Source organism: bacterium (assembly GCA_035549195.1).
Lineage (GTDB): Bacteria > Oederibacteriota > Muellerivitia > Muellerivitales > Muellerivitaceae > DASZRK01.
In genome coordinates this window covers 115,254-133,013 of sequence record DASZRK010000017.1, presented here as the reverse complement: position 1 = coordinate 133,013, position 17,760 = coordinate 115,254, and the positions used below count along the sequence as shown (strand labels likewise).

Here is a 17,760-nt window from a genome sequence, read left to right as displayed (position 1 = left end):
CGGCTTCTCAGAAAGTTCGAATTAGGTCAGTTCCTGATTGGCCTGTAAAACCTTAACAGTGACTCCGTTTTTGGCGTTCTTCAATTCCTCTGCCTCGGTGAGCTTTTTCATAGCCCGTTGACCACCTAACTTTTGCTAGTATTCTAAAACTAGCCGAAGCTAGTCAATGGAGGTGATTATGAGTGGCCGTTTGTTTCTCGTGGTTTTATTTATGCTTTGTTTCGGGTTTGGTAATAGCCAAGTCAAATCAGTATTTCCTGGGTATAGAAATATCTTGTGGGGAGTCACTTACAAAGAATCCGGTTTAAAGACGACAATGCCCGATAAGAAAGAAACCGATATGTTTGGCAATGAATCAATGCCTGATCATTTCGGAAGTGGGGTTGACAGCCTTCTGCTATCTAAGGCTTTGGGTATAGCAGAAGATTCGGACACGCATATGCCCAAAGAGCTTTTAAAAGATACAAACTTTACTCATTATGGTGAAATCCATGAAGACGTGGATTTTGTGTTCTATAGAGACATGTTTGCCTTGGCCGCTTTTGTAATAAACACGAGTAGTTATGATGTTTTCAAAAAAGAGCTTTCTCAGAAATATGCCTATAAAGAAAAATGGACATACGAGGATGCCGAGGTGGAACTTTATGGAAATGACATTACCGAAGTACGGCTAATAGATGACGGTTCTAACTATTGCACTGTTCTTTATGATTCCCCAAAAGTGATGCGAGAAATACGGAAGGACCTGGATAATTCATATAAAAGTGAAGATTTACAAAAAGAATCGGAAAAGAAAAGACGAGAAAAAGTAGATATTAAAAAAATAGAATGAACCGACTATTTAAAAGGATTTTCGCATGTCACTATTTTTTATTTGTTATGACCTTGCCAAAGCCGATGAAAATGAATATTCGGACTTGTTTGAAGTCTTAGAAGCAATGGGTGCAATACGAGTACAAAAATCTGTTTGGGTGGTTAAGGCGGAAAAAAGCGCCTCTGAAATTTTCGAAAAACTAAAGAGTTATTTCCCTGATGATCAAGATAGGCTTTTAATCGGAAACGTAGATGGCTGGTCCAGTCGCCATTCAATGAATAAAATCAAAAATCTCTAATCATTCTAAATCCTTTGCGCTCTCATGCTCTTCCAATAATGAAGGGTTGGGAGTAAGACCATCATCAAACTTTACGTTTCAAAGCGAGTTTTTAAATACCTTAGGTGCTTTCCATTCTTCTTTTGATTCCGGTGTAAAAGTTAAACCCCCATTTTGCCAATAAATTCTCGTGGATATACCCTAACTATATGTCACATCTAAAATTAGGAAACTATTTAGACTATGTTTTCTTCGAGTCGATCTTCATAAAAGCCACTAAAGCGTCTTCGGATTTTTGCGAATGCATGGTTAAAGACTTTTCGTACTTCTTGCCTTTTTTGGATTTTTTCATAGGTTTTCCAAATTAACATAATCATCAAGAAACTTAGGATTGAAATTTGAATCAAGCATGTCTGCTTTTAATGAATCACGTTTCTTGGACAAGTATTCCAAATCTCGTAAAAGGTCACACCGCATATCATAGATGCTATTGAAAAGCGCCGAAGGTGGGATATGGTCATTAAATTCAGTTTCAATAGATTTTCCAAATCCATGCCTCAGACCTGCAAAAACTTGTTCGGTCCATTTTTTGTAAATAATCCTAAAATCATCTGTTTGCGAATAATCCATTTGTTCTTTTAGAACATCACCGTTTGGAAGTTTCACTGGTGGACTCACTTCGATTTTGCGAGTGACTAGGGATTCATATTTTCTTTTTCGACAAAGTCTTTTTCCTTGTTTGATTTTCTTATTCAAAAACCATTTAAGCTTGGTAGTTTTGCTGAAAAAAGTGTCCCATTTTCTTCCCAGCTCAAAAACTCCAATCCCAAACAGGACATAAGAAAGAACGCTCATAGGAATTTGCCCAGAATTGAGATTGAAGCAAGAGAGAATTTCTGTTCGAAAAATAGCAATGAGAGAAGCGACAAAAAATGAAGTGAATGAAAGCCAAAGATATTTAAGGAATTCCATGTCCAAATTCTACTCGTGAGTCGTTGGTATGCGAATCCTAATAGTCGGCCTGAAAAGGCTAAGAACCCAGATAATTTTCTAAATGAAAAGGTTACAATTAAAAGAAGGTTGTTCATTACTGGCCCACAAAATCCTGTTTGGCTGAGTTTGCCAGCGGCATAGTTCCGGAATTTTAAAGGGAGAAAAACCAATGAAATTCATATTTATGTCCCTGTTGTTTTTAATGTTTTTTTCATGGGGGAAAGTTACTGCGGTCAAAGCTGAGGAAAGCTTGGATCAACTTGTTGCCGAAGCGAAAAAGCACAATGAAGATATATTCTATGACCCGTACAAAATTTCTCGAGAAGAGGATAAGTTCGAAGGATTTACAACGTATACCCTTGTAGAAGGAGGAAAGCTTTTTGGGTGTTCGGACGACGAACAAGATAAGAGGCCGACTCTTCCGACGGGGGTATATTTTGATCCTCAGAAATATACGTTTAAAAATGGAAAGGTTTCATACAAGATTAAAATTGTTTTTGAATCTTCCAATTGGCTTTTCATTGGAAAGGGAAAGTCGTTGGTCCTTTTGGTGGACGATAAGAAAATAATTTTTTCTGGACCGGGAAGTAAAAAACGAGAGACTTCAGAAAATGGTTTTTTTGAAAATTCTGAAGCCACAGTGAAGGAAACTGCTTTTTATTCGGTTACCAAAGACCAACTGATCCAAATTTCCAATGCAAATGAGGTTCGAGTCAGGATAATCGGAGAAAAAGAAAATCTGGAATCTTGTTTCAATCAGCATGATTTTGTTTCGATGAAACGTTTTGTTAAGGAAATGATTCAATAATTTATTCAAGGTTCTAGGGCGATGTAACGAAACGCATTAAAACCGTGAAATTTTAAATTAAGTACGTTTTTTTCTGGCGATCTCAATGCCTTAGTGATTAGAAATTGAGGATTTATGCCCTTACCCATCAACCAAAACACCGAGTGGCTGGAGGCCGACGGCCTGGGCGGCTTCGCCCTGGGCACGACCAATGGCATCCGCACCCGGCGCTACCATTCCATCCTCCTGACCGCCACCACGCCCCCGACGGGCCGGGTGGCCCTGGTCAAGGGCCTGGACGTGTGGGTGGAGTTCAACGACAACATCTTCCACCTCAACTCGAACCTCTATTTCCCCGGGGTGGTGTCGCCCAACGGGGCCGAATCCATCGAATCCTTCCAGTCCGAGCCCTGGCCCAAGTGGACCTTCCGCCTGCCCAAGGGCATGGCCCTGGAGCAGGAACTTTTCGTGCCACGGGGCGCCTCGGCGGCGGTCCTTTCCTGGAAGCTGATCAACGCCAAGGAGCCCCTGCGCCTTTCGGTGCGGCCCCTCTTGTCCTTCACCGACTACCATTCGCTCCAGAAGGAGAACCCGGACTTCCGCTTCGAGGCCGACGTTTTCGAGAAGAGCGTCTATTGGAAGCCTTACGACGGCATGCCCACCCTCGCCGCCCTGCACAACGGCCATTACCACCACCAGCCCAACTGGTACCACCAGTTCCTCTATTCCGAGGAGCAGGCCCGCGGCCTGGATTGCGTGGAGGACCTGGCTTCCCCCGGCCTCTTCCAATGGAACATCAGCAAGACCCGGGCGATCATGGTCTTTTCCGCCGAGGCCGCCAAGCCGGCCGCCCCGGACCAATTGAAGGTGGTGGAGGAGGTCTTCGACCGCTACCGCACCCAGGAGGAGGAACGCCGGGGAAAATTCCCCAACCTGCTGGCCAAGGCCGCCGAGAACTATTTCGTGAAGCGGGGCCAGGGCGAGACCCTCATCGCGGGTTATCCCTGGTTCACCGACTGGGGCCGGGACACCTTCGTGGCGATCCGGGGATTGGGCCTCGCCACCGGCCGGGTCGCCGAGAGCCGCAAGATCCTCCTGGAGTGGGCCAAGGCCATTTCCGAGGGGATGGTCCCCAACCGCTTCCCGGACCGAGGCGAGACCCCCGAATACCATTCGGTGGACGCGTCGCTCTGGTACATCATCGCCTGTTACGACTACCTCAAGGCCGCCCGGGAAGGGGACCTGTCCAAGAAGGATTGGAGCGAGTTCCAGGCTCCGGTGGAGAAGATCCTCAAGGGCTATTCGCAAGGCACCCGCTGGGGCATCCAGGCCGACGCCGACGGCCTGCTTTGGGCGGGGGAAGGCGACGACTCCCTGACCTGGATGGACGCCCGGGTCAACAACCGCGCGGTGACGCCCCGGGTGGGCAAGCCCGTGGAGGTGGAGGCCCTGTGGGTGAACGCCCTTTGGGTGGGCGGGCATTTCTCCGAGGAGTGGGAAGCGCTCTTCAAGAAGGCCCTGACCTCCTTCCAGAACCGCTTCTGGAACGGGGCGACGGGTCATTGCTACGACGTGGTGGATGTGAAGCGCCAGCCGGGGACGGGGGACGCTTCCTTGCGGCCCAACCAGGTCTTCGCCCTGGGCGGCCTGCCCTTGACCCTGTTGGACGATGAGAAGGCGAAACTGGTGTTGGACACGGTCGAGGCCAAGCTTTGGACCCCCATGGGGTTGCGGACCTTGGCGCCCAACGAGCCCGGCTACCGGCGCCAATACAAGGGCGGCATCCTGGAGCGCGACAGCGCCTACCACCAGGGAACGGTCTGGCCCTGGCTCATGGGACCCTTCGTGGAAGCCTGGGTGCGGTCACGGGGAAATACACGCCAAGCCAAGGACGACGCGCGTCAAAAATTCCTGGAACCCCTTTTGGAGAACCTGGACAAGGCGGGGTTGGGCCATTTCTGCGAGATCGCCGACGGGGACGAGCCCTTCACGCCCCGGGGTTGCCCCTTCCAGGCCTGGTCCCTGGGCGAGGCGATCAGGTTAGATCAGGTGGTACTGAAGTAATTCAGAGGCATATTTAAACTGAGGTTGCTTCGTCATGAACGCCGACCTATTCGGCCGGCATTCCTCGCAATGACAGCATTTGGAGTTTTTATTGGATCCCGAATCCGAGCGGCTCGAACTCTTCATCAACGGCCATCACCCCTGGAAGAACTGGGGTCCCTACCTCTCCGAACGCCAATGGGGGACCGTGCGCGAGGACTATTCGCCCAACGGCACCTGCTGGGACTATTTCCCCCACGACCATGCCCGTAGCCGCGCCTATCGCTGGGGCGAGGACGGCCTGCTGGGTTTCTCCGACAGCAAGGGCCTGGTCTGCTTCGCTCCCGCCCTCTGGAACGGGAAGGACCCCATCCTCAAGGAACGGCTCTTCGGCCTGACGGGGGACGAGGGCAACCACGGGGAGGACGTGAAGGAGAACTACTACTACCTTTCCGCCGCCCCCAGCCACGCCTATATGAAAGCCCTCTATAAATATCCCCAGGCCGAGTTCCCCTATGACCGTCTGTTGGAGGAGAACCGCCGCCGGGGGAAGAACGACCCCGAGTTCGAACTGATGGACACGGGCCTCTTCGACGGGAACCGCTATTTCGACCTCTTCGTGGAATACGCCAAGGCCGCCCCGGACGACATCCTCATCCGCCTGACGGTGGTGAACCGGGGGCCGGAAGCGGCGGACCTCGCGCTCCTTCCCACCCTTTGGCTGCGCAACACCTGGGGATGGGGCCGGGACAGCGAGGGTTATTGGCCCCGGACCCCGATCCAAAAGACCCCACAGGGGATGGCCCTGGAGCATCCGTCCCTAGGCCCCTGGGTCCTCCAGGCGGAGGGTTCCCCTGAGATGCTCTTCACCGAGAACGAGACCAATTTTGAGAAGCTCTTCCACACGGCCAACGCATCCCCCCATGTAAAGGACGCCTTCCACCGTTACGTGATCGAAGGGAAAAAGGACGCGGTCCATCCTTCCCAGGGCACCAAGGGGGCCTTCCTCTACCGGCTCCAAGTTCCGGCGGGCGGGCAACAGGTGGTGCGGCTGCGTTTTTCACCCCAAGCCCAGGCCGCGCCCTTCGGGGCGGGGTTCGACAAGGTCTTCGAGACGAGGGCCGCGGAACTTAAAAGCTTCCTCGACCTGAAACTGCCTCCCGCCCTCCGGCTGGCGGAACGACAGGTGGCCGAGCAGGCCTATGCCGGGCTTCTTTGGTCCAAGCAGTACTACTTCTACCAGGTGAAGCAATGGCTGGAGGGCGACCCGAACCAGCCGCCGGTGGACCCGGGCCGCCGCCGGGGCCGTAACCGGGATTGGGACCATTTCGGTGCCGAGGACGTCTTCTCCATGCCCGACAACTGGGAATATCCCTGGTTCGCGGCCTGGGACCTGGCCTTCCACACGGTGGTGATGGCGCGGATCGATCCCTTTTTCGCCAAGCACCAGCTGATCCTGCTGCTGCGCGAATGGTACATGCATCCCAACGGCCAGCTCCCGGCCTATGAGTTCGCCTTTTCCGATGTGAACCCGCCCCTGCACGCCTGGGCCGCCTGGCGGGTCTATAAGGTCACCGCTCCCAAGGGCCACCGGGACCGGATCTTCCTTTCCCGGGTCTTCCAGAAGCTCCTGCTCAATTTCACCTGGTGGGTCAACCGCAAGGACGAAGAAGGGAACAACCTTTTCTCGGGAGGGTTCCTGGGACTGGACAACATCGGGGTCTTCGACCGAGGGCAGTTGAAGCCGGGCGCCACCCTGGAACAGGCCGATGGGACGGCCTGGATGGCCTTCTATTGCGGCACGCTCCTTTCCATGGCCCTGGAACTTTCCCTGGAGGATCCCGCCACCGAGGACATGGCCACCAAGTTCTTCGAGCACTTCCTCTCCATCGTCCAGGCCATCAATAGCCTGGGCGGCACCGGCCTTTGGGACGAGGCGGATGGCTTTTATTACGACCAATTGCACGACCAGGGCGACTGCATCCCCCTGAAGGTCCGCTCGGTGGTGGGCCTCATCCCCTTGATCGCGGTGGAGATCCTCAAAGAAGAGGAACTGGAGAACCTGCCCGAGTTCCACAAACGCATGAAGTGGTTCCTGCACCATCGCCCCGAGGAGGCCCAAGCCATCCTGCGGCGGGACGCGGGGCAGGTGGGGAAGGGCTGTTACCTGTTGTCGGTGGCCTCCAAGGAAAAGCTGGTGCGGGTGCTCAAGTACGTGCTGGACGAGAACGAGTTCCTTTCGCCCTACGGCATCCGGGCCCTGTCCAAGTTCCACCGGGACCACCCCTTCAAACTGCGGCTCGACGGGCAGGAGAACCAGGTCGATTACGAGCCGGCCGAATCCCGCACCTGGCTCTTCGGGGGCAACTCCAACTGGCGGGGGCCCGTCTGGATGCCCATCAACTTCCTCCTGGTGGAGGCCCTGGAGCGCTACCACCATTTCTACGGCGATGAAGTGAAGGTGGAATGTCCCACCGGATCGGGGAAATGGATGGACCTGGGCGAGGTGGCGGACTTCCTGTCGAAGCGGATCGCCGCCCTTTTCCTGCCCGATGCCGAAGGGAACAGGCCCTGCCACGGGGGCGACCCGCGTTACGCCCAGGACCCCGCCTGGAAGGATTACGCCCTCTTCTACGAATATTTCCATGGCGACAACGGCAAGGGCCTGGGCGCCAGCCACCAGACGGGTTGGACCGCCCTGGTCGCCAAATTGATGGAGTGACCGTTTCCCGCGATAATAGCCGGACCGTGAGACTCCCATCCTTCCAGAGACCCCGCCCGGGGTCCGCCACCTTGCTCCGTTCCGCCTGGTGGCCCTTCCTTTCATTGCTCGCGATCAACCTCTTCCTCAGCCGTCTTTCGGGAACGGACCTGGCGCCTATCCTGGCCGCCCTGGTCCTCCTGGCCGCCGTCCTTTTCTTCCAATACCGGACAGGGACGGCTCCTAGGGGAAAGGGGAGCCTTTCCTCCCGGGAATTCCTCGGGAACTTTCCCCAGGCCTGGTGGTGGGTCCTGCTGGTCCTGGTCGTTTTCCTGCGCTTCTACCACCTCGACGAGCCCTGGCCTTGGCCCAACCGTGATGAAGGCCTGCACGGGATGCTGGGCCTGGGCCTGGCGCGTCATTGGTCTTGGCAGTTCTTCTACACCTTCGGCCAGCATCCGCCCTTGCTGATCTGGGGACTCCGGTTCTTCCTTGCCTGGTTCCATTCCCCTTTCCTGGGTCTCTGGCTGATGCCGGCCCTGGCGGGGTTCACGGCCTGGGTCCTGGGGACCTTGGCCCTGCGCAGGGTGTTGTCCCGGTCCCAGGCCCTGGTCGGAAGCGCCCTTTTGGGGCTGGGCTTTTGGCCCTTCTATGCCGGACGTTGGTGTCAGCAAGGGTCCCTTATCCTTCCGTGGGAGATGCTCTGCTTCCTCCTGTTGGCCCTGGTCTTGAAAGAAAAAGTGCCCGCCAAACAAAAGGGATGGGTCGCCGTCTTGGGTTTCGTGACCGGCCTGGGGTCCCTGACCTTCACGGTCTGGCCCGTTGGCGCCGTCATGGTGGCCCTGGGACTTTTCGCGGGAGGGAAGGGCGCCCCGGAACGGCGCCGGGAACTGCCCCTTTATTTTCTTTCCGCGTTGTCGCTGGCCTTGGTCCCTTTCCTTTGGGCGGCGATCCACGAAGGTTTTGGGCGGCATCTTTGGTCCATGTCCGCGGCCAGCGGCTGGTTCCCGGCAGGCCATCAGGCCATGACGGTGCTCTCCTATTTCGCGGCCCTTTTCTGGGGAAGGTGGCAGGAGGACGCCTGTTACACCGCCGATAGCGGCGGGTTCCTGGACCCGCTTTGGGGCGCGGTGTTCTTCGTGGGGGTCGTCCGTCTTTGGGCCGGACGCAAGGACCCTTTCTTCCGTTGGATCCTGGCCGGCGGTCTTTTAGGCCTGGTCCCGGGACTGCTTTCCATGAACGTGGAGATGTTCCGTGTCATCGGGGCCCTTCCCTTCCTTTACCTGATCACCGCCTTGGGGGCGGAGTCGCTTTTGGAAAAGGTGAAGGGACGAACGACCCGAAGGGCCGTGTTGTTCGGGGCCCTGGCCCTGGCCTTGGCCTGGAACGGATACCGGTTCCTCCAATACCGTGTCGATCCGGAACTCCATGCCGACCATTGGAGCGGGGAAAAGGGCGCCTTGGAATACCGCAGGGCCTGGCGGATGCTCGGGCAGATCGCCCGGGACCAGGGGCCGGGTTGGATCTTCACCGAATTCCTGGAGACCCCGGACGACCAGACCCCTTGGGTGACCAGTTACGCCTTCAACGCCGCTGATAACCCGGCCTTGGACCCGGCCCGGGTCCGTTGGGCCGCCCTGTTCGTGGACCGGGATTATGGTCCCTACCTGACCGCCGCCCTCCCGGAAGGCCGGGCCTTCGAACTGGGGCAGGGCCTTTCCCAGAGCCTAGGCCGGTGCCTGTTCCTGGTCCCGGTGAACGAGCGCACCCGGGCCCGGCTGGAAGAGTGGAGGCAAGCCCATGTCCGGTTCCGGGCGCTCAGCGATGCGATCGACTCCATCAACGGGCCCGAGGCCTATGAGACGGTCCAGGGACTCTTCCGGCAGATGCAGGAAGAGCCCCTCCCGGACCCGTTCGTGGTCTGCTGGTTCTGGGAAAAGAAGGCCCAGTTCCTCTATGACCATGGTTTCCAGGAACACTATGAGGAACAATGCGACGCCCTCCGGCACGCCCTGAAGGGGCTTCCCCTTTTCCATCTTCATTACGAATTAGGATGTCTTTTGATGCGGCGCGGTCATTGGGAGGAAGGACGCCGGGAACTGGAGTCCGCGCTGAAACAAAGGCCCGGCGATCCTTCCGTCCGGAACGCCTTGAGTGTGCTTCAGGACCTGGAAAAAAAGGCCGGTTCCCCCCCAACGTCGAGGCGGTGATCCTTTCCTCTTTTTGCCTTGTTGGGATCCTTTTTCTGAAGTGGGGCTGGATCGATCCACCGATGTCCCGGGCTAGATTGCCCCCCTCTTCCGGCAAGCCCGGTCCTATAATGCGCCCTCGCCCATTCCAACCCCGGAGCCGCGCCTTGAAACGTCCGTTGTTCCTCATCCTATTCTTCTTCCTTTCCGGTCTCCCGGGCCTCCGGGCCCAGGACGACGGGGTGCGCTTCCGCACCATCCTGTCCAAGGGCAATGTCACGGCCTATCGCGACGAGAACGACGAGACCGCCCGGCTCTACACCAACCAGATGGTCGATGACGGGGACAAGCTCACCACCGGGAAGGACTCGGAAGCGGTCCTTCGCATGAAGGGTTGGGCCACCCTTTACCTGGCTCCCCGTAGCCGGATCCAGTTCGAGAAGCTGCGCAATGGGGACAAGGGGCCCCAATGCTGGATACGCCTCATCACGGGCCGGATGGTCTGCCAGTTGGACAGGCCCTTTCCGGGCGCCTTCGAGATCCACGCCGGAAGCGTCCGGTCCCATGAACACGGGACCCTTTTCGAGGCCATCCGCAAGGGGGAGAGCCTGGAACTGGTCTCCTACGAGGGTTCGCTGGTGGCCGATTACCATGGGAAGAGCAAGCTGGCCAAGGACCGCGAGGTCATCCGTATGGACAAAGGCAAGTTCCGCAGCCGCAGTTACCACCTGGACCGCCATAAACTGGCGGACTTGAAGGCCTTCCAGGACCTTTTAGAGAGGATCCAGGACCTCACCCCCGTGCCAGGCACCTCCCGGCCTTGACTCGAACCCTTTCCTGTTGCAAATTGCCCACTTTGGACGGCCCCCCGGGGCCCCATCCCCTACAAGGCTAGCCCATGATCTCCGCTAAAGAAGTCACCCTCCGCTTCGGCAAGAAGACCCTGTTCGACAAGGTCACCGTCAAGTTCAATCCGGGTTATTGCTACGGCCTCATCGGGGCCAACGGGGCGGGCAAATCCACCTTCATGAAGATCCTTTCCGGCCAGATCAAGCCCGACGAGGGCGAGATCGCCGTGGACCGAGGGGTCAAGGTGGCCGTCCTCAAGCAGGACCAATATGCCTATGACGAGTTCTCGGTGCTGGACACCGTCCTCATGGGACGGGAGGACCTCTGGAAGATCCAGCAGGAGAAGGACGCCCTCTACGCCAAGCCGGAGATGACCCACGACGAGGGGATCCGGGCGGCCGAGCTGGAGAACCAGTTCGGCGACATGGACGGCTACACCATCACCGCGGGCGCGGGCGAACTGCTGGAAGGGCTCGGGGTCGAGACCGCCAAGCACGACTGGAAGATGAAGCAGCTCACCGGGGGCTGGAAGGTGCGGGTGCTCCTGGCCCAGGTGCTCTACGCCAAGCCCGATGTGCTTCTGCTCGACGAGCCCACCAACAACCTGGACATCCGCACCATCGATTGGCTGGAAGAGTACCTCAACGGCTATGAAGGCACCATCATCGTTATTTCCCACGACCGCCACTTCCTCAACCATATCTGCACCCATATCGCCGACGTGGACCGGGAAAAGGTCACGGTCTATTCGGGCAACTATGATTTCTTCACCCAGGCCTCCAAACAGGCGCTCGACAGCAAGATGAGCGAGAACGCCCGCAAGGAAAAACAGATCGCCGAGCTCAAGGCCTTCGTCGCCCGGTTCTCGGCGAACGCCTCCAAGAGCGCCCAGGCCACCAGCCGCGCACGATTGTTGGAGAAGATCGAGCTGGAGACCATCATCCCCTCCACCCGCCAATACCCCCGGCTCTTCTTCAAGGAGAAACAACCCGCGGGCAAGGACATCCTCAACGTCAAGAGCATCAGCAAATCCTACGGCGACCTGAAGGTCCTCAAGAAGATCAGCTTCATCGTGGGCAACGGCGACAAGATCGCCATCATCGGTCCCAACGGCATCGGGAAGACCACCCTTATCAAATGCCTGGTGGGCAGCTACCAGTCGGAAGGTTCGACGCTCGCCCAATGGGGGCTCAAGATCGACGAGGGCCAGATCGCCTGGGGTTCCACGGTGAAGCTCTCCTCCATGCCCCAGGACGTGAAGGAGGAACTCACCAAGGACATGACGGCCCTCGAGTGGCTTCGCCAGTTCGCGCCGCTGGAGGAGGGCCAGGTCATCCGGGGGATGCTGGGCCGCATGCTCTTCACCGGCGAGGAGCAGGACAAGAACGTGAAGGTGCTCTCCGGGGGAGAGTGCCAGCGCATGGTGCTGTCGCGCCTCATGCTGGAGGGGGGCAACGTGCTCATCCTCGATGAGCCCACCAACCACATGGACCTGGAGTCCATCGAATCCCTGTCCACCGCGCTTTCCGAATACACGGGCACGGTCATCTTCTCGTCCCACGACCAGGACCTCATCGGAAAGGTCGCCAACCGCATCTTCGAGCTCAAACCCGACGGCACCTATACCGATTTCAAGGGAAGCTACGCCGAATACGAGGAATGGACCGCCGCCGAGGCCAAACGGGCCAAGGAAGCGGCCAAGTCGGGCTCTAAAAAATAAAAAGCATCGCGCCCAGGCCTATAATGCCTGGGTCAAAAAGACGGGAAGAGGAGATCTTATGGCCGACCAAGACTGGCAGTCCCGCATCAAGACCGGGCGCAACGACGATTGTCCCTGCGGTTCCGGCAAGAAATACAAGAAGTGCCACATGGAAGCCGACCAGAAGGCCCAGAGCGAGGCCCTGGCCAAGGCCAACGCCGAGGCGGCCAAGAACGTGAAGGCCGATGAGCACGATCAGGACCATGACCGCCCCGGCCACGATCGCCCCGGCCATGGCCACGGCCACAACTATGGCAGCAGCCACGGCCCCAAGCCGGGATCCCCGGTGGTGCATCAGGTGAGCGCCCCCCGCAAGGCCGGCGGCGGCTCCTAAGTTTTTCCTAAGACCCCATTCCATCCATCAAGGAAAAGTCATGACACGCGAGAACATCAGCACCGGCTCCAAGTGGGAACCCATCCTGGGCTATTCCCGGGCCGTGAAGGTCGGTAACACCATCCACGTCTCCGGCACGACGGGCGCCGGGGCGGACGGGAAGTTCGAGGCCGACCCCTACGTCCAGACCCAGAACGCCCTCAAGACCATCGGGGAGGCCTTGGCCAAGGCCGGCGCTTCCTTTAAGGATGTGGTGCGCACCCGGCTTTATGTCACCAAGATCGCCGACTGGGAGAAGTACGGCCGCGCCCACGGCGAGGTCTTCGGCGAGATCCGTCCCGCCATGGCCATCGTGGAGGTCTCCAAGCTCATCGACCCGGCCATGCTGGTGGAGATCGAGGCGGACGCCATCATCGGCTGAGCGGCGAACGAAGACTTTTTTGACCGTCGTCCAATATTGAGCGGTTTATCAAGGAGTTCTTATGACCTCCTGCCCGGCATGCGGCCAACCCCTCGCGCGCAAGCAAAGCGAGTTCGGTGTCTTTTGGGGTTGTGAGGGTTGCGGGGCCTGGTTGATCGGCCTTCCCATCCTCCGGCGCACCCTGGACCCGGGATTCTACGCCCGCCTTTGGCAGTCGGTCCTGAACATCCAAGCGGGGACCGAAAAGCTCTGCCCCGGCTGCTCCAAACCCATGAACCAAGTCTCGGTCGGAACGCCCGAGGCTCCCATCGACCCTTACGTCTGCAAAAGCTGCAATCTCGCTTTTCTTTCCGCGGAGGAAAGGGCCCATCTCCCCGTCCGGTTCGCGCCCGAACCGGCCAAGCCTGAGCCCGAGAAACCCAAGGATGTCCTCCCCCCGGAGGCGGCCCAACTCCTTGCCATCCACCAGGCGGAAGTGATGGCCGAGAACGCGCGCCGCGAGAACCAATTCGACGCCAGCCATCTCCCCTTGTGGCAGAAATTCGTGGCCGCCTTCGGGTTCCCGGTGGAGGACTCCTGGGAGGTCGCCCACGCCTTCCCTTGGGTGACCTTCCTGGTGGTGCTGGCCACCAGCGCCACCAGCCTTTATTTCTTCACGGACTTCAAAGCCTCGGTGGAGGCCTATGGGTTCGTCCCGACCGAATATGACCGCTCAGGATATCTCACATTCCTGACCTGCTTCCTGGTCCATGGCAACGCGCTGCACTTGATCGGCAATATGTATTTTCTTTTCACTTTCGGGCGGGGGGTGGAAGACCGGATCGGCGCCCTGGGGTTCCTGGCCCTGCTGGTCCTGGCCACCCTGGGAGGCTCCCTTTTCACCCTTTGTTTCAGCCCGGATTCGGACATCCCCAACATCGGCGCCAGCGGGGGGATCGCGGGGGTGCTGATCTTCTACGGGTTCGCCTTTCCCAAACGGCGGCTGGTGGTCAAGATGTCCGTCCCCATGTTCACGACGGGCCAATTGATCCGGTTGCCCGCTTGGGTGGTCCTGGGCATCTGGGTCGGGCTCCAGGTCCTGGGGATCTTCAATCAGCGGGGAAGCGGCATCTCCTATTCGGGGCACCTGGGCGGCTTGCTGGCGGGCCTTGTTTTCTGGTCGGCCTGGAAGTGGAAGAACAAAGAGGTGCCCCGGACGGTGCAAGCGTAGAATGGCCGGAGATCCTTATCTTTCAGGAGGAATTAGATGAACAAGACCTTGCGGGTATTGTTGTTGGCCCTTCCGTTCCTGGGGCTGGCTTGCGCGGATTCCCAGTCCAATATGGGGCCGGCGACCGCCTTTGAGACGTCCTATCAACTGGCCTTGGAGGGCAAATACGACCAGACCGCCGATTATTTTTCCGACAGCGTCCTGACCTACCTCAAGAACAACCCGGACATGACCCTCCAGAAGGTCTGGGCCGCCCGGCTGAACGACGGGGCGGTCAAGGGGATCAAGATCATCGAGCGGCACACCGACGAGAAGAACTGCGACATCCAGTTCATGCTCTTGGGCGATGGTGGCATGACGGACGCGGAGGACACCCTGGTCTTCGAGAAGGGGATGTGGAAGTTCGATAAGCTCAAAAGGGTCCGGTAGGACCCGAAGGAGAGGGCATGGAACACCTGTGGGTGCCTGAAATATCGGTCTGGGAGAAGGTACTGCGTTCGGGGGTGGTCTATCTTTTCCTTCTCTTCGCTTTCCGGCTCACGGGCAAACGCCAAATGGCCCAGCTCACGCCCTTCGACCTGGTGGTGGTCCTGCTCATCTCCAACGTGCTCCAGAACGCCATCATCGGCAACGACAACTCCCTCGGGGGCGGCATCCTGGGGGCGGCCACCATCCTGGGCCTCAACTTCGCCGCGGCCGAATTGACCTATCGCTTCAAGGCGGCCCGGCGGCTGTTGGAAGGCGGGCCGACGGTGCTGATCCATAACGGGAAGGTGCTCAAGGAACAATTGGGGAAGGAAAAGCTCACTCTGGAGGACCTGGAGGCGGCCTGCCGCAAGAACGGGGTCCGGGACCTGAAGAAGGTCCGTTTCGCGGTGCTGGAGGAGAACGGCCAGATCAGCGTGATCCCTCAATAAGGGAAAGCGGGGCCCACTCTGTCCTGATCCAAAGCCCTTCCGGTCCCCGGAAGGGCTTTTTTTATTGGCGGTCCCTTTTTAAAGGTATCCGACCTTGCTGGTGGGAGGGGAGGAGAACTCGTCCTTCTTGGCGGCCTTCTTCTTGCCCCGGCGGGAGGATTTGGCGTTGGATTTCTGGTGGAAGTGGATCAGGAAGAGGAACCCGGCCAGGATCAAGTAGAGCAGGCCGAAGCGGGGCGACCAGGTGATCCCGAAACCGTCCTGCACGCCGCTATCGGTCAGGCGGTAGGCGTGGATGAGGCCGATGAAGGAGAAAACGGACGCGGCCAGGACCCATTGGGCGGCCTTCAGGAACTTCTTCTCGATGAGGAACACCATCACGGCCGCGAAGATCATGGAGGTCAGGAGCGATCCCTGGCTGAGGATGATGATGCCCCGCACATAGAGGTTGTCGGCGGTGAGCTTATCGGCCATGGCCACCGTCAAGGGCGACCCGGCGGACCGCAGGGTGGACTCGATGAGATAGATGAAATAAGCCGCCAGGGTGGGGATGAGGCCGAAGGCCACCGCCAGGGAATGTTCCTTGGGGATCTCCATGAAGGCCTGGGCGGTGATGATGATGGCCACCCAAAGCAGGATGCCCAGGATGCATTCCTTGGGGATGAGCATCAGGAAGAAGGAGACGCCGCCGGTGAGGCAAAGCAGGGTGATGAAGAAACCGTTCAGGATGGAATAACCGTGCCGGGCCCCAAGGGCTTTCCAGCCCGGGTGGCCGATGTAGATGGTGGTCGGGAAGGGGCTTCCCAGGAAGGCCGCCAGGAAAGTGGCGAAGCCGTTCCAGAGCAGGGAAGGCTTGGTCGGGTAACGGTCCCCGGCGGCCTCGGCGCTTTCGAGGTTCAACAGCGACCCGATCACATTGAAAAGCCCCATGGGGATGATGACGGCCAGGTATTTCCAGCCGTTGGCGTTGAAGACCAGGGCGAAAAGGTCCGTCGGCACGGGCTTGGGAGGATAGACCGACCAGAGGATGGGATCGGAGGAGAGGGTGGCGGTCACCAGGTTGGGCGCCAGCGAATGGAGGGGCCAATAGAGGAGGGTCCCGACCAGCACCGCCAGGAAACCTCCGGGCAAGGCGAAGGGCCATTTGATGCGCGAGGAGTAGGAGATGAGGATGAGGAAAGTGGGGATGAGCCCCACCGCCGGGTTGGCGAAGATCTGGAAGATGAAGTCCATGGCGATGAAGGTGATGGCCACTCCGGCCAGCGCGCAGAGCAGGGCCGCCCGTGGGGTGTTGCGGCGGAGCCAGTCGCCCACGAAGGCCCCACCGGTCTCCATGACGCCGTTCAGGAAGCAGGCGAAGAGCCCGGCCTGCCAGGCCAGCTTGTAGCTGCCGGTCTCCCGGTAGATGGGCGCCATGATGAGCAGGATGAAGGCGATCAGGCTGGGGGTATTGATGCCGAAGGGAAGGGCGGTGGTGTCGGGACGGCCGGCCTTGAGGGCCACCCGCCGGGCCTGCCAGGCGTAGAAAAGGTTGCCTAATAGGATGGAAAGGGCCGCGCCCGGGAGGACCTGGCCGGTCACCAGGTCGCTGGGGAAACCGCAGAGGGCCTTGCAGAGATAGCCGATCAGCATCAATTGCAGGAGATTGTCGATGAAAAGGCCGAAAAAGCCGTCCAAGTCGCCCCGGGTGAACCAGGGGAGGGCCTTGATCTTGGAGGTCCCGGGTGAGAGGAAGGGAAAGACCAGGGTGGCCCAACGGGTTTTTAGGTCGGCCAGGAACTTAGGCATGGCAAAAGACTAAAGGGGCCCCCCGGACCGGTCAAGGTTTTTATCCCCCGGATCCCCGGGGGCTCCGGGAAGGAAAAATTTCGGGGAGGTATTGACAGCGAATCTGATAATCAGTATTACTGACTATCACCTGACCCGACCAAAAGGAGCCCCCATGACCCCCGCGATGAAAAAGACCTGGAACGACGGACCCGCCCGGGTGCCCGATTCCATGTTGGAACGCATGGGGTTCCTCCTGAACCGGTCCACCCAAAAAATGAACGAGATCGCCCTCAGGACCCTGGAGCCCCTGGGGCTCATGGGCAAGCACCTGGGCGTGCTGCTCACGCTCAAGGAAAAAGGCCCCATTCCCCAGCAGGAGATCGGCAACTGCATCCACGTGGACCGCACCACCATGGTGCAGATCGTGGACGACCTGGAGCGCCTCGGCCTGGTGGAGCGAAAGGACAACCCGGAGGACCGCCGGGCCTATTCGCTTTCCGTGACCGCCAAGGGCAGGGAGACCCTCACCAAGGGCCTTCACCTGGTCTCCAGCGCCGAGAAGGAGTTCTTCGCCGACCTTCCTTCGAAGGACCAGAAGGAACTGGTACGGATCCTCAAGCACCTGGTCCTCTCCCACTACTATCCACAAAAGGCGTGAACCCCAAGGCCGGGGCCTTTCCCGGCGCAACGAAGGAG

16 protein-coding genes are annotated in these 17,760 nt (G+C 58.2%); 14 read left to right on the top strand and 2 right to left on the bottom strand.

The features are described 5' to 3' along the window. Positions 1 to 178: 178 nt before the first annotated feature. Positions 179 to 832 (top strand): hypothetical protein, encoded by a 654-nt coding sequence (locus VHE12_03875; GenBank protein HVZ79922.1) that lies wholly within the window; start codon positions 179 to 181, stop codon positions 830 to 832. A gap of 25 nt (positions 833 to 857) precedes the next feature. Continuing rightward, a complete protein-coding gene (gene cas2 / locus VHE12_03870; GenBank protein ID HVZ79921.1) occupies positions 858 to 1,112 on the top strand; it encodes a CRISPR-associated endonuclease Cas2 in 255 nt (84 codons plus the stop codon). A 327-nt stretch (positions 1,113 to 1,439) separates the two neighbouring features. Here the strand turns inward: cas2 and VHE12_03865 are convergent, their stop codons facing one another. Next, positions 1,440 to 2,063: a hypothetical protein gene (locus VHE12_03865; protein ID HVZ79920.1), complete on the bottom strand. Its 624-nt coding sequence runs from the start codon at positions 2,061 to 2,063 to the stop codon at positions 1,440 to 1,442. 190 nt (positions 2,064 to 2,253) lie between these two features. Here VHE12_03865 and VHE12_03860 point away from each other — a divergent pair, with 190 nt between their 5' ends. The 11 genes from VHE12_03860 (at position 2,254) to VHE12_03810 (ending at position 15,294) form a co-directional block, all read left to right on the top strand. After that, positions 2,254 to 2,892 (top strand): hypothetical protein, encoded by a 639-nt coding sequence (locus tag VHE12_03860; GenBank protein ID HVZ79919.1) that lies wholly within the window; start codon positions 2,254 to 2,256, stop codon positions 2,890 to 2,892. A 114-nt stretch (positions 2,893 to 3,006) separates the two neighbouring features. Continuing rightward, positions 3,007 to 4,935 carry an amylo-alpha-1,6-glucosidase gene (locus VHE12_03855; protein HVZ79918.1) on the top strand — a complete coding sequence of 643 codons (1,929 nt, stop codon included), beginning with the start codon at positions 3,007 to 3,009 and terminating at the stop codon, positions 4,933 to 4,935. Positions 4,936 to 5,026: 91 nt separating this feature from the next. Continuing rightward, positions 5,027 to 7,636: a glucosidase gene (locus tag VHE12_03850; protein ID HVZ79917.1), complete on the top strand. Its 2,610-nt coding sequence runs from the start codon at positions 5,027 to 5,029 to the stop codon at positions 7,634 to 7,636. A 26-nt stretch (positions 7,637 to 7,662) separates the two neighbouring features. Next, positions 7,663 to 9,825 (top strand): hypothetical protein, encoded by a 2,163-nt coding sequence (locus VHE12_03845; GenBank protein HVZ79916.1) that lies wholly within the window; start codon positions 7,663 to 7,665, stop codon positions 9,823 to 9,825. A 146-nt stretch (positions 9,826 to 9,971) separates the two neighbouring features. Next, the gene (locus VHE12_03840) at positions 9,972 to 10,628 is read left to right on the top strand and encodes a FecR domain-containing protein (GenBank protein ID HVZ79915.1); all 657 of its coding nucleotides are present in this window, start codon (positions 9,972 to 9,974) and stop codon (positions 10,626 to 10,628) included. 74 nt (positions 10,629 to 10,702) lie between these two features. After that, positions 10,703 to 12,373, top strand: coding sequence for an ATP-binding cassette domain-containing protein (locus VHE12_03835; protein HVZ79914.1), 1,671 nt, complete (start codon positions 10,703 to 10,705; stop codon positions 12,371 to 12,373). Between the two features lie 58 nt (positions 12,374 to 12,431). Continuing rightward, positions 12,432 to 12,746, top strand: a complete 315-nt coding sequence (locus tag VHE12_03830; protein HVZ79913.1) for an SEC-C metal-binding domain-containing protein — start codon at positions 12,432 to 12,434, stop codon at positions 12,744 to 12,746. A 40-nt stretch (positions 12,747 to 12,786) separates the two neighbouring features. After that, on the top strand, positions 12,787 to 13,167 hold the full coding sequence (locus VHE12_03825; GenBank protein HVZ79912.1) for a RidA family protein: 381 nt from the start codon (positions 12,787 to 12,789) through the stop codon (positions 13,165 to 13,167). Between the two features lie 61 nt (positions 13,168 to 13,228). After that, positions 13,229 to 14,377, top strand: coding sequence for a rhomboid family intramembrane serine protease (locus VHE12_03820; protein ID HVZ79911.1), 1,149 nt, complete (start codon positions 13,229 to 13,231; stop codon positions 14,375 to 14,377). Between the two features lie 36 nt (positions 14,378 to 14,413). Then, positions 14,414 to 14,806, top strand: a complete 393-nt coding sequence (locus VHE12_03815) for a hypothetical protein (protein ID HVZ79910.1) — start codon at positions 14,414 to 14,416, stop codon at positions 14,804 to 14,806. Between the two features lie 17 nt (positions 14,807 to 14,823). After that, the gene (locus VHE12_03810; GenBank protein ID HVZ79909.1) at positions 14,824 to 15,294 is read left to right on the top strand and encodes a YetF domain-containing protein; all 471 of its coding nucleotides are present in this window, start codon (positions 14,824 to 14,826) and stop codon (positions 15,292 to 15,294) included. Positions 15,295 to 15,372: 78 nt separating this feature from the next. Here the strand turns inward: VHE12_03810 and VHE12_03805 are convergent, their stop codons facing one another. Next, on the bottom strand, positions 15,373 to 17,082 hold the full coding sequence (locus tag VHE12_03805) for an NCS2 family permease (GenBank protein HVZ79908.1): 1,710 nt from the start codon (positions 17,080 to 17,082) through the stop codon (positions 15,373 to 15,375). A gap of 154 nt (positions 17,083 to 17,236) precedes the next feature. On the opposite strand from VHE12_03805, the gene VHE12_03800 reads away from it, so the two are divergent. After that, positions 17,237 to 17,722, top strand: a complete 486-nt coding sequence (locus VHE12_03800; protein HVZ79907.1) for a MarR family transcriptional regulator — start codon at positions 17,237 to 17,239, stop codon at positions 17,720 to 17,722. The last annotated feature ends 38 nt before the right edge of the window (positions 17,723 to 17,760 follow it).

What these genes read in the sequence shown, in the direction of transcription:
- cas2 (HVZ79921.1), top strand. Translation starts at nt 858, where the DNA reads ATGTCACTATTTTTTATTTGTTATGACCTTGCCAAAGCCGATGAAAAT.
- VHE12_03855 (HVZ79918.1), top strand. Translation starts at nt 3,007, where the DNA reads ATGCCCTTACCCATCAACCAAAACACCGAGTGGCTGGAGGCCGACGGC.
- VHE12_03805 (HVZ79908.1), bottom strand. Translation starts at nt 17,082, where the DNA reads ATGCCTAAGTTCCTGGCCGACCTAAAAACCCGTTGGGCCACCCTGGTC.
- VHE12_03835 (HVZ79914.1), top strand. Translation starts at nt 10,703, where the DNA reads ATGATCTCCGCTAAAGAAGTCACCCTCCGCTTCGGCAAGAAGACCCTG.
- VHE12_03865 (HVZ79920.1), bottom strand. Translation starts at nt 2,063, where the DNA reads ATGGAATTCCTTAAATATCTTTGGCTTTCATTCACTTCATTTTTTGTC.
- VHE12_03810 (HVZ79909.1), top strand. Translation starts at nt 14,824, where the DNA reads ATGGAACACCTGTGGGTGCCTGAAATATCGGTCTGGGAGAAGGTACTG.
- VHE12_03825 (HVZ79912.1), top strand. Translation starts at nt 12,787, where the DNA reads ATGACACGCGAGAACATCAGCACCGGCTCCAAGTGGGAACCCATCCTG.
- VHE12_03830 (HVZ79913.1), top strand. Translation starts at nt 12,432, where the DNA reads ATGGCCGACCAAGACTGGCAGTCCCGCATCAAGACCGGGCGCAACGAC.
- VHE12_03800 (HVZ79907.1), top strand. Translation starts at nt 17,237, where the DNA reads ATGACCCCCGCGATGAAAAAGACCTGGAACGACGGACCCGCCCGGGTG.
- VHE12_03815 (HVZ79910.1), top strand. Translation starts at nt 14,414, where the DNA reads ATGAACAAGACCTTGCGGGTATTGTTGTTGGCCCTTCCGTTCCTGGGG.
- VHE12_03860 (HVZ79919.1), top strand. Translation starts at nt 2,254, where the DNA reads ATGAAATTCATATTTATGTCCCTGTTGTTTTTAATGTTTTTTTCATGG.
- VHE12_03820 (HVZ79911.1), top strand. Translation starts at nt 13,229, where the DNA reads ATGACCTCCTGCCCGGCATGCGGCCAACCCCTCGCGCGCAAGCAAAGC.
- VHE12_03875 (HVZ79922.1), top strand. Translation starts at nt 179, where the DNA reads ATGAGTGGCCGTTTGTTTCTCGTGGTTTTATTTATGCTTTGTTTCGGG.